This window comes from Hyphomicrobium sp. LHD-15, from assembly GCF_031157355.1.
Taxonomy (GTDB): Bacteria; Pseudomonadota; Alphaproteobacteria; order Rhizobiales; family Hyphomicrobiaceae; genus Hyphomicrobium_C.
In genome coordinates, this window is the sequence record NZ_JAVIFT010000001.1 from 13,758 (window position 1) to 29,515 (window position 15,758).

The 15,758-nt window shown below is 60.4% G+C and carries 14 protein-coding genes; 9 read left to right on the forward strand and 5 right to left on the reverse strand.

What is annotated here, in order from left to right:
• Positions 1 to 304 precede the first annotated feature (304 nt).
• From RCO24_RS00045 to RCO24_RS00075, 7 genes are all read left to right on the forward strand, one after another.
• Positions 305 to 1,264, forward strand: coding sequence for a beta-propeller fold lactonase family protein (locus RCO24_RS00045; protein ID WP_308959302.1), 960 nt, complete (start codon positions 305 to 307; stop codon positions 1,262 to 1,264).
• Between the two features lie 447 nt (positions 1,265 to 1,711).
• Positions 1,712 to 3,901 (forward strand): TonB-dependent receptor, encoded by a 2,190-nt coding sequence (locus RCO24_RS00050; protein ID WP_308959303.1) that lies wholly within the window; start codon positions 1,712 to 1,714, stop codon positions 3,899 to 3,901.
• A 5-nt stretch (positions 3,902 to 3,906) separates the two neighbouring features.
• Positions 3,907 to 4,869 (forward strand): beta-propeller fold lactonase family protein, encoded by a 963-nt coding sequence (locus tag RCO24_RS00055; RefSeq protein WP_308959304.1) that lies wholly within the window; start codon positions 3,907 to 3,909, stop codon positions 4,867 to 4,869.
• Between the two features lie 13 nt (positions 4,870 to 4,882).
• Entirely contained in the window at positions 4,883 to 5,875 is a 993-nt protein-coding gene (locus RCO24_RS00060; protein ID WP_308959305.1) for a TonB family protein, read from the forward strand.
• A 371-nt stretch (positions 5,876 to 6,246) separates the two neighbouring features.
• On the forward strand, positions 6,247 to 7,626 hold the full coding sequence (locus RCO24_RS00065; protein ID WP_308959306.1) for a histidine kinase: 1,380 nt from the start codon (positions 6,247 to 6,249) through the stop codon (positions 7,624 to 7,626).
• On the forward strand, positions 7,623 to 8,291 hold the full coding sequence (locus tag RCO24_RS00070) for a response regulator transcription factor (RefSeq protein ID WP_308959307.1): 669 nt from the start codon (positions 7,623 to 7,625) through the stop codon (positions 8,289 to 8,291). The genes RCO24_RS00065 and RCO24_RS00070 overlap by 4 nt, the downstream gene beginning before the upstream one ends.
• 336 nt (positions 8,292 to 8,627) lie before the next feature.
• Positions 8,628 to 9,590 (forward strand): phenylacetaldoxime dehydratase family protein, encoded by a 963-nt coding sequence (locus RCO24_RS00075; RefSeq protein WP_308959308.1) that lies wholly within the window; start codon positions 8,628 to 8,630, stop codon positions 9,588 to 9,590.
• Between the two features lie 181 nt (positions 9,591 to 9,771).
• On the opposite strand, the gene RCO24_RS00080 is transcribed toward RCO24_RS00075, so the two are convergent.
• Together RCO24_RS00080 and RCO24_RS00085 are read right to left on the reverse strand one after the other, a co-directional pair.
• The gene (locus RCO24_RS00080; protein ID WP_308959309.1) at positions 9,772 to 10,182 is read right to left on the reverse strand and encodes a hypothetical protein; all 411 of its coding nucleotides are present in this window, start codon (positions 10,180 to 10,182) and stop codon (positions 9,772 to 9,774) included.
• Positions 10,183 to 10,443: 261 nt separating this feature from the next.
• Positions 10,444 to 10,956 (reverse strand): CreA family protein, encoded by a 513-nt coding sequence (locus tag RCO24_RS00085; protein ID WP_308959310.1) that lies wholly within the window; start codon positions 10,954 to 10,956, stop codon positions 10,444 to 10,446.
• Positions 10,957 to 11,327: 371 nt separating this feature from the next.
• On the opposite strand from RCO24_RS00085, the gene RCO24_RS00090 reads away from it, so the two are divergent.
• The gene (locus tag RCO24_RS00090; protein ID WP_308959311.1) at positions 11,328 to 11,630 is read left to right on the forward strand and encodes a hypothetical protein; all 303 of its coding nucleotides are present in this window, start codon (positions 11,328 to 11,330) and stop codon (positions 11,628 to 11,630) included.
• Positions 11,631 to 11,677: 47 nt separating this feature from the next.
• On the opposite strand, the gene RCO24_RS00095 is transcribed toward RCO24_RS00090, so the two are convergent.
• A complete protein-coding gene (locus tag RCO24_RS00095; RefSeq protein ID WP_308959312.1) occupies positions 11,678 to 13,150 on the reverse strand; it encodes a PAS domain-containing methyl-accepting chemotaxis protein in 1,473 nt (490 codons plus the stop codon).
• 737 nt (positions 13,151 to 13,887) lie between these two features.
• Between RCO24_RS00095 and RCO24_RS00100 the strand changes: the two genes are divergently transcribed.
• A complete protein-coding gene (locus RCO24_RS00100) occupies positions 13,888 to 14,601 on the forward strand; it encodes an autoinducer synthase (protein WP_308959313.1) in 714 nt (237 codons plus the stop codon).
• A gap of 96 nt (positions 14,602 to 14,697) precedes the next feature.
• Here the strand turns inward: RCO24_RS00100 and RCO24_RS00105 are convergent, their stop codons facing one another.
• Together RCO24_RS00105 and RCO24_RS00110 are read right to left on the reverse strand one after the other, a co-directional pair.
• Entirely contained in the window at positions 14,698 to 15,168 is a 471-nt protein-coding gene (locus RCO24_RS00105; protein ID WP_374990898.1) for a cyclophilin-like family protein, read from the reverse strand.
• A 117-nt stretch (positions 15,169 to 15,285) separates the two neighbouring features.
• Positions 15,286 to 15,732: a cyclophilin-like family protein gene (locus RCO24_RS00110; protein WP_308959315.1), complete on the reverse strand. Its 447-nt coding sequence runs from the start codon at positions 15,730 to 15,732 to the stop codon at positions 15,286 to 15,288.
• Positions 15,733 to 15,758: the final 26 nt, after the last annotated feature.

Here is a 15,758-nt window from a genome sequence, read left to right on the forward strand (position 1 = left end):
TCCGATTGCGCTGACGCCTAGCTCGCTCAAGCAAACGGCGCGCTCCAGATGGAGCGCAGTATGCGACCCTCTGTTGTGGCCTTTCCAGGCACGCCTTGTTTCCAGCGACAGTCACTATGTCGTATTCAAGAACGGCGACACGTCATTGACGTCCCGAACGGCCAAGCCAATGCATCGTCGATGCGCACAAGCGAGTTTACGGATGCGCGTGACATGCTGCTGACAATGCGTGCGATGTTATTGTGTTGCAATTTCTTCCCGTGCAGCCGAGCTTGCTCCACCGCGACAACTCGGAGTTAGCATCATGAAGCCCGTCGGCTCAAAGGCCCTAGCAATTTGCAGCCTTCTGATCGTTTTCACTAAGCCCACGCACGCGTCGCAAGCGTTCGTTCCGGAATATGGCCGTGGCGCGGTCGCCGTGATCGACATGGCGCAGAACACGATCATCGAACGCATTAAGACTGGGACCAGCACCTGGGGGGTGTCGGTCGATCCCTCGCGACACAGAGCCTATGTCACCAACAGCGGATCGGATGATGTTTCCGTCATCGATACACAGCTCCGGAAGGTGATCGCCACCGTTGATGTGGAGCGCAATCCGACGGGTTTGTCGGTCCTGCCAGACGGCAAGAAGGTTTACGTAGCCAACGCCGACGCCAATACCGTGTCGGTGATTGATACAAATTCTCAGGCCGTCACGAAATCCATCTCCGTGGAAACAAGTCCGCGATGCATTGTTGCTCACCCGAGCTCGAAGTGGGTGTACGTCACCAACAATCACAGCAAGTCCATCTCCGTCATCTCGACCGAGACCGACGAGGTCGTATCCAGCATCGCCGTGCCCGGCGAAAAGCCTTATGGCATCGTGATCCATCCCAACGGGCGGACTCTTTATGTACCGATCTTCGAAGACAACAAGCTTGCGGTCATCGACATCGAGCAGAAGCAGGTCGTGGCAAACATCCCTGTCGCGGTGGGTCCGCAGGGCGTCGGCATCAGCGCCGACGGGAAGGATGTCTATGTGACGAGCGTAAAGGAAAACATTCTCACGGTGATCGATACCGAGACGCATGCAGTAAAGGCCAGCGTCAGCGTCGGCAATTTCCCGCGCGGCATGAGCTACGACGCGCTCACGAAACGCCTCTACGTCGCCACGACGAGGGAAAATACCGTGACGGTTCTCGATGGGGCGACGTATCAACCGGTCGCCAAGATCGAAGATCTTCTTTGGCCCATGGCGTTCGGAAACTTCATCGTTCAGTGACACGCTCGCACGCCGCGCAGACCGCTCTCGAGGGTGGGTGCCTGGCGCCGGCATCACGATCCGCTTGCGGATCAACTCGCGTACGGAGGGTGTTGTCGCCCAAAAGTCCCACTGAAAGTTGGGAACTAATCCCGTTCACAATCGAGACACATTCTGACTAACTTTCCCGGGGATTGGCAGCAAGAAGACGGTCGGAAAAACAACTCAGTAAGCTGATCGTAATTCGCGGGCGAGGACGCCACTTGCGGATCGAAATGAAAATAAAAACGCGTCCATGGGAGCAAAGTAGGGGGATGTTTTATATGCGTATCAAAGCAACGTGACCGACGTGGCTCGGCCGCGCCGCATCACGCGCTAGCGACCGCGCCAGCTAGGGCCTCGTGCCCACGATCTCATCAACAATCAATAAACTAACAACCCGCATCGAAAGATGTGTTTGGGGGGAAGATGTCGTTTGTGTTTTTGCCCAAGGCGCCCGTTCAAAAGAACGCGGCGGCAGTCCGCTGTTCGGTGGCCGCACTCGCGCTTTATTCTGTGTCCTCTATCGCGCCCGCATTTGCGCAAGAAACGCAGCTCGATCCGTTCGTGATCTCTGCGACGCGTAAATCGGAATCCCTGTCGTCGCTCTCGAGTTCCGTCACCGTGGTCACCCGGGAGGAAATCGAAAAGCAGGTCAGCCTCAGCAACAACGATCTCGCTTCCGCGCTCGGAAAGCTCGTGCCCGGTCTCGCTGTCGGCAATCAGACGATGAGCACCTACGGACAGACGCTGCGCGGGCGCAAGCCGATCATTCTCGTGGACGGTGTCCAGCAGAACCCGGCGTTCGATCCCGGCAAGAATTTCTGGGTGATTGATCCCTCGCTGATCGAACGCATCGAGGTCGTTCGCGGCACCACGGCGATATTCGGCGACGGCGCAACAGGCGGCCTGATCAATATCATCACCAAGAAGCCCACCGACGGCGCGCCCGTCAACACCACGACGGTCGGCACGAACTTTGCGCTTTCGTCCTTGGAAGAGGACGGCTTCAGCAAGAGCGTCAGCCACACCACGACCGGCAAGTCCGGCGCGTTCGGATACGTGTTCGGGGCGTCCTACGTGGACACCGGCGCGTTCTTCGATGCCGACGGGGATCGCATCGCACCCAATCCGCATCGCGATGGCGGCATCTCCGACACCGAGCAATGGGACTTCTTCAGCAAAACCTCGATCGATATCGACAAGCTGCAGACCGCTCAGCTCACGCTGAATGCGTTTCAGAATCTGCAGGATACGAATTGGATCGGTGATCCGTCTCAACACGAGGTGTACAACGGCGAGAAAGGCCGCGTCGTGAACGGCGCGAGCTTCGACGACCCGGTCGGGGTCCGGAATCTAGCAGCCACCTTCGACTACAATCACCAGGACGTCTTCGGGAGCGCACTTCATTTTCAAGCCTTCTACAAGGACTATTGGGCACGCTCGACGCCCTTCTTCGGGTTCAGTCCCATCACTTACCAGGATCGGATTGAGTCAGAAAAGGCCGGCGGCCGTATCGAGATCGATACGCCGATCTCTAGCCAGGCGTCCGTGCTTTGGGGTGCCGACTATCTCCACGAGGACATCCAGCAGAATGTCCGCGAGATGGATGCCGCTACAGTTACGAGTAGCGGCCGGCGCGTGTTCCGCTACACCGGCAACGAGTACGGCTGGCTGAATCCTTATGCGCAGGACAGCATTGCCGCGTTCGCCCAGGGTGAATGGCGGCCATTCGAGAAGCTCACGCTTCGCGCCGGCGTGCGCCACGAGGAAACGTTCATCGACGTTCCGACATTCACGGTTCTGGGTTCGAACACGGTTGTCGACGGCGGCAAGCTCGATTTTTCCGCCACGCTATTCAACGCTGGCGCGGTCTACGACCTCACCCAGTCCCTCAACGTGTTCGCCAACTTCTCGCAAGGCTTTTCGTTGCCCGACGTGAGGCAGGTTCTGCGCAGAGGCCGCGCCGGTCCGACCAGCACGCCGTTTTCGGATGTCGATGGTCTCGTGATCGAGCCAGAGCTGGTTGACAACTACGAGATCGGCGCGCGCGGAAACTGGGATCGCATCAGTGGATCGATCTCGCTTTTCTACAACGAGTCCGATCTTGGAGCGAACCCGCCGCTCAACGTCAACTCGGGCATCGTTCGGGCGCCCGAGAAAATCTGGGGCGTCGAAGTAACCACCGATGTGCGCGCAACCGACACGCTGACATTCGGCGGAACGTTCACGTGGCTCGAGGGCAAGCAGGATCTCGAAACGGATACGTTCGGCTGGTTGTATTTGAACAACCAGCGCATCCGCCCGCCGAAGGGCACGGCGTACATCGAGCACCAGACGACGCCGTGGATGAAGAACCGTATTCAGATGCTCGCCAGCGGGCACCGGGATCGCTTCAACGGCTCGACCGCCTCGTTCAAGCGCGAGATCGACGGGTACGTGGTGTTCGATTGGATGAGCGAGATCAAAATTGGCGAAGACACGCTGATGCTCGGCGTCGAGAACATCTTCAATCGCTTGTACTACACGCCGCAGTCCCAGCAGTTCCTGGAAGGCGACGTGACCCACGCGGCGGCCCAAGGCGCGACCTTCAGCGCCCGCTATACGCACAAGTGGTGAGCAGCATGAAAAAGCGAGCACCACAGATCGTTCTCGCATTGGCCGCGATTGTGCTGCTCGCCGTTCCTCTGGATCCGGCGCAAGCCGGATCCACCGTGTACTCGACAGACGAAGGCGCGGGAACGGTATCGATCATCGACGTCGAGACCGGTTCGGTCGTGGGCAGCATCGTTGCCGGAGACAAGCCACGTGGCGCTGCCATCACGCCCGACGGGCGGACGATGTATGTCAGCGATCAGCCTAACAATTCTCTGGTCGTCATTGATCTCGAGCAGCGGAAGCGGATCTCGAGCATCCGGCTTTCCTCCTCACCCGAGGGGGTGACCATCTCGGCCGACGGAAAGTGGATCGTCGTCGCGAATGAGGAAGCCAACACGGTTTCCTTCATCGACACCGCCGACAACACCGAAAAGTTTCAGGTGGCAACCCAGGGCGAGAATCCGGAACGCGCGCAATTCAGCCCGGACGGAAAGTGGCTCTACGTCACAGCCGAAAACGGGACCGAGGTCGATGTCATCGACACCTCTGCTCGCAAATCGGTGAAGCTGGTGATGGTCGGGGTGCATCCCAGGGACATCGCCTTTTCGGCGGATGGGAAGCGCGTATTCGTCGCCTGCCAGGATTCCGATTATCTCGCGGTTCTGGATGCCACCACGCACGAGCCGTTGTCGCAGGTGCCGTTTCGCAAAGGTGGCGTCGGGCTCGCCGTGAACCCCGACGGAAAGTCCATCTACCTATCGAACAGGCTGGACAACACGATCACCGTCTTCGACGTGGCGACGCTGGAGAAAGTAACAGAGATCAAGGTTGGAAAACGCCCCTGGAACATGACGACGACACGAGACGGAAAGCGCCTGTTCGTCGCCAACGGCAAGTCTAATAGCGTTTCCATTATCGACACCGGTACGAACACGATCATCAAGGACGTTCCGGTCGGAGCGACGCCGTGGGGTGTGTTCCTGCGCTGAGCGAGCAAGGGGATTGAGTTCTTTGACGACGCTGCTCGATCAAGATGGCGATGTGGACGGTGGCTCCAGCCAAGGGGGATCTGGCGGCTGGGGTTTGCCGCTGGTTTACGCACTGGGCGTCAATGGCAATCTTGGTAGTCTCGAAAACGCAATCCGGCCTGCCGCCCTTCGTGCGTTGAGCGTATCGGTTTCCGTCGCGCTCCATGCCAGTCTGATCGTTCTTGCCGTGTTTTGGATCAGCCGGGCGCCAGGCCTGATCCAGGAGATGTCGGACGCGATCAGTGTCGAAATGCTGCTGACCAACATGACCGAGCAGCACGAGGCCGAGGAGGTGTCGGAGGTTGTCGAGGTTGCGGCCCAGGAAGCGCAAGCCGCAGATCCCTTGCCGGTCAGTGAATTGCAAGCGGTCGAGACGCAAGACGCGCCGCCGGCGCCTTCTGTTTCGTCTGAACTCGACGAGGGGATGGAGGCACTTACCGGTAAAGCTGAGACCGAGGACGCGATCGGCGTCGAAAAACACGAGAACAATCCGAAGCAGGCTCAGGCTCAGGCTGACGCTGAGGCGAGAGATCGTAAGGATCGCGAGAGCGAGCGCGGGAAAACGAGCACTGAAAAGAAGCCTCCTGCGGCGCAGCCGCCCGACAAGAAGGCAACGGATAAGCCGAAGAAGGCCGTGACAGCGGAAGCAGACAGCGCCGGGGCAAAAGCGAAGGCGCCTCGCGTTTCCGGCAGCACGGGGAACGTGCTCAACTACGGCTCGCGCGTCCGTGCGAAAGTTGCCGGTCATGTCCCCCGGAGCGGTGCGGGCAAAGGAACGGTTGTGGTTTCTTTCGGCGTAACGCCCTCGGGCGGGCTTGCCTACGCGCGTATCTCCCGGTCTTCGGGCAATGCTGCGATCGATCGCTCGGTGCTGGCCGGCGTTCGAGCGTCCTCGCCGTTCCCGGTTCCGCCAGCCGGCGCTTCGCCGTCTCAGCTTCGTTTTTCAGCCTCGTTTCAGTTTCGCTAGCAAGGTGCAAAAGCTCCAAACCAGCTTCGTGGACCTTTCCGCCGCCTAAGTGTCCGCCCAGATCTCTCGGGCGTGGGTCACAGCTAAGTCAATCGCGACCTGCGCAAGCGTATTGGGTTGAACACCCTTAGGACCACACATGTGACGTCCCATTTCGCTGGCCGCGCGGCAGGTTCGTGTCTTGACTGGCCGCCAATATTTTCAAAGGGTTGATCGTTGAGAGCTTTTTGCTGGCGCGAAGAGAACGGGGCTGACGGCCTCCCGCTCCGGGCTTGGCGCAGCCGCGGCCGGGCAATTTGCCCGCTCGGGGGGCGCGCAATTTCACATCCTGCGAGGATGTGCGACAATCCGTAAAATTTGGAGGGGACCCCATGCGCCTTCTCACGTTGCTTGTCCTGCGGATCATGGCCGTCGTGCTGCTCTGCCTGACCGTTGCCATCGCCTGCCTGATTTTCGATGCGCATCGCTCCATTGAAAGCGACGTGTCGGCGACGGGCGCCCGCGTCAATCAGCACCTTCAGGGGCTTTACTGGCAGCGCCTGCTCTGGCGCGACGGCACGGAACGGGGCTCCTTGCTTCCGTTGCCGGAATGGAAGTCGCTCGCGACGCAAAGCATCATCTCCCCCGGTGTTTGCGTCTCCTTCTCTCCACCGGGCTCCGAGCAGCAGACGCTCTGCAGCCAAGTCGAGGTGTTGGGCCCGCCAGCCCCGCAGTGGTTCGCCACAGCCTATCTCGCGCTTCTCGGCCCTCATGAACCCATCGAGCAGGCCCTCTCTATTCGCGACGCGTCTGCCGGCATCGTCGCGACGAGCGTGGATCCGGATGCAGCGCTTCGCAGAGCCTGGCGCGAAATCTCAACGGTTGTCGAAATCGCCGTGATGATGGCGGGCGGTATCGCGTTTCTGGCGGCGGTCATGATCGGCCATGCCCTGATGCCTGCCCGTGCCATCATCGATGCGCTTCGAAAGCTCGAGGAGGGGCAACTTTCGCCGCGGTTGTCAAAGTTCAAAAGCACCGAGTTCACGCACATCGCCGATGCGGTCAACAGGCTGGCCGGGACGCTTCGCCAGACCAACTCGGAACGCTTGACCCTGACCAATCGCCTCTTCCAGGTTCAGGAAGAAGAGCGACGAGCGCTTGCGCGCGATCTTCACGATGAGTTCGGGCAGGCTCTCGCTGCGACCTCCGCGCTCGCGACTTTGATCGAGAGCGGCGCCCCACCGGATCGGCCTGATATTGCCAAGGACGCGCGCGCTATTGCGAAAACGCAAAAGCAGCTGATGGATGCCCTGAGATCCACACTCGTCCGCCTGAGATCGCAGAGCATCGAGGAAGTCGGCTTGGAGGCCAGCCTTCGGCAGCTCATCAACGACTTCAATGCGCAATCGAATACCGGCACGATATTCAAGTTGCAGATGTCAGGCCGCATTGCCGACCTGCAAAAGCGCATCGCCGTGGATCTCTATCGGATCGTGCAGGAGTGCTTGACCAATGCGTCCAAGCACGGCCGCCCCACGGAAGTGAGCGTGCGGCTGGAACACGTCATGGAAAATGCGCCGCATGTCGCTTTGACCATCGAGGATGATGGCGGCGGCGACATCAGCAATGTCCGCACCACCTCGGGGCATGGCATTCTCGGCATACGCGAGAGGCTTGCAGGGATCGGCGGAGCGCTTTCGATTGCCAACGCGCCGCATGGTCTTCGCATTCTGGCCATCGTGCCGGTGGGCCCGACAGAAGCATTCGCATGAGCACCGGCATTTCCATTCTCCTCGTCGATGACCATCCTGTGGTTCGCGAAGGCTATCGACGCCTGCTGGAGAGGCGTCCGCAGTTTTCCGTGTGCGCAGAAGCGGAGGATGTGACGCAAGCCTATCTCGCCTACAAGACCCACAAGCCCGACGTCGTCATCATGGATTTGACGTTGCAGGGCGCGAGCGGGCTGGAAGCCGTGCGCCGGATCCGTGAGTGGGACAAGGAGGCGCGCTTACTTGTTTTCACGATGCATGCCGGCTCCGCGTTCGCGCTGAAGGCTTTCGAAGCCGGTGCGAGCGGATACATTACCAAGAGCAGTCCGCCGGGCGATCTGGTCCAAGCCGTGGAAGTGGTCGCTCGCGGCGGGCGCGCATTGAGCGACGACATATGCCAGGCGCTTGCGGCCGACAGGTTGAGCGGCACCAACCCCGCCATCGACGCATTGTCGACGCGGGAGACGGAAATTCTCAGGCTTCTGGCCACGGGGTTGAGCAGCGACGCGATCGCTCAGCTCTTGAACCTCAGCCAGAAGACCGTCCGCAATCACCACTATGCCATCAAAGCGAAAATCGGCGCCGAAAACGATGCGCATCTGGTGTGGCTCGCGCTCAGTGCCGGCCTGATCAGTCCGGACAAGCTGGCCGGAATGACCCAGCAATGAGCGGGCAAATTGCCCGAAGAGAGCAGGCACGCTGCTCTGGCGTGTTACCCCGGTCTCGCTAATTGTCCGAGGTAGGGAGCGACGAAGGTCGCGCCTCGGCACCAGGACACCGATCCACGAGAAGACCGATGACAGCGCGACGGCGAACATGATTTCGGCCGGTTCGGCCTGACATCACGCGTTATATCTCATAAAATATATCGCGCCGCCGCTGGTGGTGAACATAAAAAACGGGAGGACGACCCAATGCCTTTGGACTCTTCAATTCCAAGCCACCTGAGATGTCCGCGCACGAGATCGCGCCGGGTTAGCGACACCTGGAACCCGCCGGTTCCGATGTATTCCGCGCGCGGCGCGGAAACGATCCAGCACCTCGTCATGGCGTACTTCGGCGTTCAGTCGAAGGGCGACGCGATGAAGGGGCCAGCCTGCTCGGCCTTCCAGAAAATCTTGCAGAGCTTCAAGGAAGCTTCCGGGCCGGAGCGCCACGACCTCGTGCAGTTCGTCGACGCGCAGGGCTACCTCAATCTGATCGCCGTCGGCTATTGGGTCGACCCAGCCCAATTCGACACCTGGAACGACAGCCCCGCCATCTCGGGCTGGTGGTCGTCCGATGACCGCCTCAAGGAGGGCGTCGGATATTTCCGCGAGGTTCTGCGACCGCGCATGGAGCAGTTCGAGACCATCTTCACCCACCAGCATGGGCCGCTCGAAGGCGTCAGCATTCTGTTGGGAGACATGAGCGAACCGATCATCGAGCACGGCTACTGGGGCTCCATGCGGGATCGCCTCCCGCTGTCTCAAACCGACACCATGGATCCGGTTGGCGAGTTGGCGCTCAAGCAGGGCACGCCGGCTCTCGGCGGTCGCGTCATCGTTACCGGTCATGACAACCTGGCGCTCATCCGCTCAGGAGAGGACTGGAGCCTCACGGAAGGCGAGGAGCGCCGTACTTGGTTCGAAGACATCGAGCCCGTGCTCCACGAAGGCATGAACTATCTGCGCGACGATGGCCTCGAGGCGGGCTGCTACTGCAATCGTTACGTCCATCACATGGACGAGAACGGCAATCTCCTTGAGAAGGGGTTTGGCGTCAGCCTTTGGCGCTCGCTCACCAATCTCGAGCAGTGGGCGGAGTCACACCACACGCATCTGCAGATTTTCGTGACGTTCAACCGGCTGGCAAAGAAGTTCAAGAACCTCACGCTCTATCACGAGGTGTCGGTGTTCGACGCGTCGAACCAGTACTTCGAGTACATCAACTGCCATCCGAAGACGGGCGTTCTTCGAGCCGTCTAGATCCAGTCAGCCCGCTGTTGGCTGATCGAGCAAGGTATCCGACGCGACGATTGCGGCGCCGACCTTCGGGTAGGCGCCGCGTTACCTGTCGTGCCGCGGAACACTGTGCCGTCGCAGCGAAGGTCGTAAGCGCGGACCGCATGCGGCCGACACAGCAGGCAAGAGAGACGCTCCCGGCTTCTTATTTCTTGAGCTCGGCGTCGATGTCGAGGGACCTGCAGCCGAAGCCCGGGAGCATTCCGTTCAAAGCGTCGACCTGTCCGCGCTGGCGCGCGGCGAGCTTGCGGCTCTCGGCCGAGGTGTCTGCTCTCGCGACGATCTGGTCGTCGAGCTCTTTGCCATGCAGGAGGCGATCGGTGCTTTTCTTGCTCTTCTTGGACTTGGCGAAATCCTCAAGGCCTGAGCTGCTATGCCCGAGGAGCTGCTTGAGAGACTTGATATCAGCCTCGAGCGTTCGAACCAGCGATGCGCACGGCTCGGTCTCGTTCGGAGACGCGCCTCCAGCTTCCGCGCCTGACGCCCACAGACAGAAACCCGCGGCGACCACCGAGGCGGTCATGACGAGCGAACGATACATCTCGGTCTTGCTCATGATGGATGATGGTTGATGGAATGTAGCGCCCACTAAACCACGCAACGTCCGGTTAGGCGAAGTCCGCACCTCAAGACATTTTAGCGCATACGACGGCGGCGCACAGTCTTGGCCGGAGAGGCAAAATCACCCTCCCTTCCGCCAAGGCCGGCATTACAGCCAGCGGTCCATGGTCTAAAAATGGCGCGTCAGACGTCTGTTACAACCGGTTACACAAAGAACCCCGTCTCCACCGAATGCTTTTCAGGGGCCCGATCGAGACTAGTCGCTGATCCAGTCTGCACACCTGACAGGCGGGGTGTTTTGCCCCCACGGGCTGATCGGCACGCTGGAGGTCGAGTTCTCGGGGCTGCCTTCGATGATCTTGTCAGTATAGACAATATAGACGAGGACGTTCCGCTTGGGATCGCAGCCGCGCACGATTTGCATTTTCTTGAAAATCAGCGAGCGGCGCTGGCTGAAGGCGTCGTCTCCCTGCGAGAGCTTGCGCTTGAACTTGATCGGCCCGACCTGGGTGCAGGACAACGACGCATTCGACAGCTCCTCGGCGAGCCCCAGCCACCCGATCCAGCCGCCCTTTTCCGGCACGGTGAAATAGCAGGCGACGCCTTCGACATCCGGGTCGTCGATGGCGTACGTGCCGAGCTTGTGATCCGGCGACAGAAATTTCCAAACCGTCGTTTTGCGGAAAATCAGATCTGGGTCGTCGGCCTTGGCAGCGGCGGTGCCGATGAGCAGGCACGCGAGCGCCAACAGACCATCTCGTAGTTTCATTGAAGGCTCCCTTGGCCGGCGGCCGCGCGCACCATGCGGCTCGCTTCCGGTCCGGCTTTCTGCATCCTTTTACGGTCGCGCTCCAGGTTCTTGGTGAGACCGATAATTCATGCTTCAGGCTGATAAGGCCCGAAGCGATCATGGTCTAACGAGACAGCACAAGCCGGGTTCCCAGATGCCTCCGACACCTCATCAAGGCAAGGCGGCAAATCGGCAAAGCCCCCCTGCCCCGGGCGCCCAATGCACTCCGGCTGCTGCGATGCACCCGCGATCTCTTCGCATTTTCTTTGTGGATCATGCGGAAACGAGCGATGCGCTCGCACGAAACTTGGCTAACCTTCGGTCTGTAGTCATATCCGGCGGAGGCATCCATGCTCGACACGCGCCCGACTGACGACACCACATTGCGCTGTGAAGCTTTGTTCGATCGCGTTGCGGCCACGCCGATCGGCCGGAACCCGCATGCTCTCAGAGTCGCGCTCGCAGAATGCGACGCTCTCGAACGCGGCGCGCGTGATCCGCTGACGATCTGCAAAGTACGAGACGCACGCCACTGGTTTCGCCTCGCCTACGGCGACACGCTGCACGGCTATCCCGCCGACCAGCTCCGCAGAATCCTACTCGATGTCATTGCCGGATGCGGCGGTCGCCAGGCTGAAACGGCTCCGATCTAGCAGCGCGCCACGCGTTCCGTTCACTCTGCGGGGCAGCCGCTCCACGGTTACGCGACCAGAGTCTTCGAGGCCTCCATGACCGTCCGCGCCGAGGCGCTGGCGGCTTCCGTCGCGCCTTGAATGCGGGTCATGTCCTCGGTAATGGCCTGGACGCCGTTGGAGGCGGTCAGCATGTTCGAGGATATTTCCTGGGTCACCGCGCCCTGCTCTTCGATCGCCGCCGCAATGCCGTTCGAGATGTCGTTGATCGAGTTGATCACCGCGGTGATTTCCTGAATCGCCGACACGGCGTCGCTGGTTCCCATCTGAACCGTTCCGATCTGCGAGGCGATCTCCGCCGTTGCCTTAGCCGTCTGGCTAGCCAGCGTCTTGACCTCCGACGCCACGACCGCGAAGCCCTTGCCGGCTTCGCCGGCGCGGGCGGCCTCGATGGTCGCGTTGAGTGCCAAGAGGTTCGTTTGCGAGGCAATCGTGTTGATCAGGCTCACGACCTGGCCGATGCGATCGGCCGACGACGCGAGACCCGACATGATCTCGTTCGTGCGCTTTCCGATCGTGACGGCCTGGTTGGTGATCTGGGAGGCCTCGTCCACTCGCCGTCCGATTTCGCGGACCGACGTCACGAGCTCTTCCGCCGCCGATGCGACCGCCTGCACGTTGCTGGACGTCACCGCAGAGGCGTTCGCAGCACTCGCGATTCGCCCGGTGGTGTCGGCGATGGCTTGCGTGACCTTGCCGAGATCGATGTCGATGGTCTGCTTGAGGGCGGCCTTCATCTCCACCTGCGCGGTGATGTCGGTGCAGAACTTGACGACCTTGAACGGACGGCCCATCGCGTCGAATATCGGGTTGTAGGTCGCCTGCAGCCACAGCTCCTTGCCACCTTTACGGACGCGCTTGAACTCTCCGGCCTGAAACTCGCCCCGCTTCAGGTTTTCCCAGAACGCGGCATAGGCTTGGCTCGAGCGCTCGGCCTCGGACACGAACATCCGGTGGTGGCGGCCCACGATCTCGTCCAGCGCATAGCCGACTGCGCCGAGGAAGTTCGCATTGGCCGTGACAATGGTCCCGTCCAGATTGAAATGGATCACGGCGCTGGATTTGCTGATGGCCGCGATCTGTCCCTCGAAGTCAGCAACCTGTTGTTTTCTGGCGGTGATGTCGGTGCAGAATTTCACGACCTTGTAGGGGTTCCCGCTCGAATTCAGCAGCGGGTTGTAGGTCGCCTGGATCCAGATCTCGCGACCGCCCTTGCCGAACCGGAGGTACTCGCCCGACTGGAACTCGCCTCTGTTGAGCGCCGCCCAGAACTGCGTGTAGGCCGCACTGCCCCGATCGGCCGCTGACACGAAGAGGCTGTGGTGCTTGCCCGCGATCTCCTGAAGCGTATAGCCGACAGCGTCCAGAAAGTTGCGGTTCGCGGTGACGATCGTACCGTCGAGATTGAATTCAATGACGGCCTGCGACTTGTCGAGAGCTTCGAGCTTGGACTGCAACTCGTTCGTTTTCGGGCTGAACATAGCAGTGGTCCTTCTGCCGAATGTTTTCGCTCGGAGATGATGCGTTCTGAACAGCGCGCACGAATTGCACGTGGACGTCGCATCCGCCGGTTGCAGAGAAGATTGCCGTATTAAGGATAATGGCTGATTAATGCCGGTGGCAATTTCAGCCCTTACGCGATTCTGCAATGGAATGAAGAACTGTTCAACCAACCAGGATGGCGCTTTTAACACCTGGAAATCATGCCTATTTTTGCATCAGAAAATATCGCGATTAAAATCTCGCTCGCGTTTCATAGAAAACAATATTCAAAATTTCCGCCCGCAATCTTGAAAATAAACGCTGGGCAATATTAACCCTGCCAATAGGGGACTACTGCCTTCCAGCCCGCAACAAAGGGATAGAGAACGGCCGGAATTGGCTGTTATTCCGTGTGCTGGTCTTTATTTTTCGAGTTCATAATTCGTTATCCAAACGCGGCTCACCGTCGTGTTTCCGAGACATCGCCCTCATCCTTGTCTCGGTCACGAGGAGAAGGTCTCGTCCCGTCCCCGCGTTCGAGACCTTCTCTTGTCTCGCCGAATCTGGCATCCAGGCCGCTCAAAATCCCGTCAAGTCAGCCGTTTACGTACTCCGTGACATTCCGTCTCAACGGAATTCAATTGTCGCCTTGCGGAACTTAATTATCTGAGAGTACGTTCAGGCCCATTATTGACGGCAAAGTGCCTGCCAATCGCCACAAAGTCGGGACGCCCAATTGAAAGCCCAAGCCTCGCTTGAAGACGCTCCCTGGGAAGGGGGCCAGACGGACGGCGTCGTCTCTACGACGTGGTATTCGTTCACCGACAATCGCCGGGACGCGCTTGCGCTCCGTCATCGCGGTTACGTTCGGGCCGGCCTGATAGAGCCCTCGCCGTTCGGCATCTATACCGACGCCTACGACGACCTGCCGACCACGGTCATCGCCGGGCTGTTCCGCCGTGGCGCCTGCATCGCGACGCTGCGGCTCAGCTTCTATACGCCCGGCACAAACGGGCCTGCCCTCCCCTGCGAGAAGGTCTACCCGGAAGTGGCGGACGTCAAAGCTCGGGCCAAGGGGCTCGTGGTCGAGCTCTCTCGCCTCTCGATCGATCCCGACATCACCAACACGCGCTATCGCGCCCGCCTTTACGCGGCGGTGATTCGCGCCGGCGTCATGGCCTGCGTGGCGATGAATGCCTCGCACCTGCTCGTTGCGACGCAGACGAAGTGGCGGAAGTTCTACGAACACGTCATGGACTTCAAGGTGATGGGGCCGCCGCAGCTCTATCCCCCAGGCGACGTGCCGGTGGTGCTTCTCGAGCGTGCGCTCGACGACAGCCTCAAGCGGCGCATTGCCAGGAACATATTCTTCAAGATCGAGGAAGCCGAGCTGCAGGAACTACGCGGCCTGCTTCCGCGCCTTGTCGGAGCCGACCAAACGGTGGCTTGACGGCCTCTCGTGCGTCCGCATTTCGCAGCGCTGCAAGGCGCGCGGACGCGAGCGAGAGCCTGTAAACACAATCAATCTAACGAAGGAAATGCGGCGTCAGCCGCTGGTTCCGCTCTCGTCCACCGACGGACAGAGAGCCGCCGCACCGCACATGGCGGTCGCGGACGGGATGTGCTTGTCGCGGAGCTTCGTGCTCGCCGCCCACGTCTTGCTGTCGCCGATCAGCTCCGCTTCGATGATCGAGACCTGCTCGCCGGGATAGACGTGCCTCAGCTGATCGACGTCGTCGATCGCGACCGCCCACACGTTGCATTTACTGGTGAAACGGATTTCGCCGCGCTTGGAAATCGGCGTGGCACCAAATCCAATGGTGATGGCATCGCCATCCGGCCAAAACGCGATCTCGCCCTTGCTGACGACAATCCGCGCGTCAGGCTCGGCGTCCTGCGAGATCGGGGTCCGGAAATAGACTTCCTTGCCCCAGGTCTGGGCCGGGCCGCTGATGGGCAGAGCGTTCCAGATACGATCCGCCGTCGGCGTGGCGAGCAGCCGCGCACGAATCGTCACCTTCCCTGCTCTGATGAGTATGTGCCGCACCACAGCCTCCCGAGACCTTATTGGACCGATCCGCCCCCTAGTAACGCACATCGAGCGAATCCGGTTCGCTCCGATAGCGCTGCGAGATCAGGCGGCCGTCACCGACACCTTCTCACCTGGCGCGACGCGGTTCAAGGGGGTTACGTCGTCTAGTGCATTTGCCCAGACGTTGCAGGGGCTTGGAAGACGCATTTCCCCGGGGCGCGAGATCGGCGTCGGGCCGAATGCGATCAGTACGCGGTCTTCCTCGACCCAGAAGCAAATATCGCCGACCTTCGCGAGAATCCGCGCGCCGCGCTCACGTCCTGTCTCAACCGGCGTCTCGAAGTGAATGGCAGCGCCCCAGGTTTCGGCAGTGGAGTAAAGCGGTAGTGCGGCCCAGATGCGATCGGCGGTCGGAGTTGCGGCAAGCTCGGCGCGGATGGCAACGCGTCCGGCCTTGATCAGGATTCGACGCGGCGCTCCCTTTTTGGTCTCGCCGGCATTTGCGGGCCGTACGGGCGGCGTCTTTTTGCGAAGAAGATTGGTCGGCATGCCGCGCCTCTGTCGCTCGTCATCGA